General features: G+C 50.8%; 1 protein-coding gene. It reads right to left on the bottom strand.

Annotation, left to right across the window (positions count from 1 at the left end; all coding sequences use genetic code 11):
- Nucleotides 1–28 precede the first annotated feature (28 nt).
- Nucleotides 29–1,242 (bottom strand): IS3 family transposase gene (locus E4U03_RS12545; protein WP_135014055.1). Its coding sequence is split into 2 segments (ribosomal slippage): nt 29–963 and nt 963–1,242, totalling 1,215 coding nucleotides; the frame shifts between segments, so codons are not numbered across the junction.
- Nucleotides 1,243–1,313: the final 71 nt, after the last annotated feature.

The raw sequence follows: 1,313 nt of genomic DNA, 5'->3' as shown, positions 1-1,313 counted from the left end.
TGATATGTACTGGCTTTAGTTCCGACAATTATAAGACCACTAAAGCACCATCAACCACCTCCTGCGGAGTCCGATAACCAAGACCCTGATGCAACCGACCAGCATTCCACCAAGCAACCCAAGACGCAGTCTCAACCTCCAACTGACCAACTGAAGCAAAAAGGCGATTCCTCACCAGCTCAGCCTTATAAGCACCATTCACACTCTCAGCCAGAGCATTATCATACGAATCACCAGTAGAACCGACTGATAACTGCACTCCTAGTTCTTTCAAACCAGCAGTGTAATCCTGCGCAATATACTGCGAACCACGGTCAGAATGATGCACAATCTGCGTTAGATCAGAGCCACCCTTCTTCGCTTCAAAAAGCGCTTGCTTCAACGCCGTCAAAGGCATCCCCAGAGTATGCATGGTCGAAGAAACACCCCAACCCACAACCTTCCGGGAAAACACATCAGTAATGAAGGCCGTATAGCAGAAACCTGAATAGGTTCTGACATAGGTAAAATCTGCAACCCAAAGGCGGTTAGGCGCATCAGCGCTAAAGTTACGCTGAACCAAATCAGGACGGTCATCAATCACTGTGGCCGCTCTGGTGGTCATAGGTTTACGACCCCGATGAGCACCAGCAACACCGGCTATTTTCATGAGTCGGTAGGTCTGATCCCGACCAATATCCCAGCCGGCACGCCTCATGGCGTGCCACATCTTGCGCACACCATATACGCCATAATTCTCTTCATGGATTTTCACCAGTTCAGGAATCAGAAGTTGGTCCTTCAAAGTACGTGCTGCAGGAACACGAGCCTTAGCGGCGCGGTAGCCGCGTGAGGTGATGAAACCACCAGCGAGGTTTTCTTGTAGTGCGGTGCAGATGTTCTCAACCCCGAAACGATTCCTATACCTATCGATATAGCGAATCATGATCGGGCTGGACGGTCGAGTTCTGCCGCGAAAAAAGCTGATGCTGTTCGTAGAATCTCGTTGGTTCGCTTGAGCTCGGCGTTTTCTTTGCGCAGGCGTCGGTTTTCGGCTGCCATATCAGTGGTGGTGCCGGGGGTGTTACCAGCATCGATTTCGGCTTGTTTGTGCCATTTTCGTAAGGTTTCAGGGCCGATGCCGAGGCGTTCTCCGATGTTTCGGCAGGCGGTGTAGATGCCTGTGTCGGGGTTGTTTTCGAGGTGGTCGGCCAGTAGGCGTAGGGCTCTTGTTTTGAGTTCTTGGGGGTATTTGGTGGGCATGGGTGAAGTTCCTTTGCTCTTTTTTGTTTGTTTCCAATGTACGGGGTCGGAACTAAACCCAGTACATATCA

The sequence above is a fragment of the Rothia nasimurium genome, assembly GCF_004569295.1.
GTDB classification, from domain to species: domain Bacteria; phylum Actinomycetota; class Actinomycetes; order Actinomycetales; family Micrococcaceae; genus Rothia; species Rothia nasimurium_B.
The sequence above is the reverse complement of the archived record's forward strand: the minus strand, read 5'-3'. Positions and strand labels throughout refer to the sequence as shown.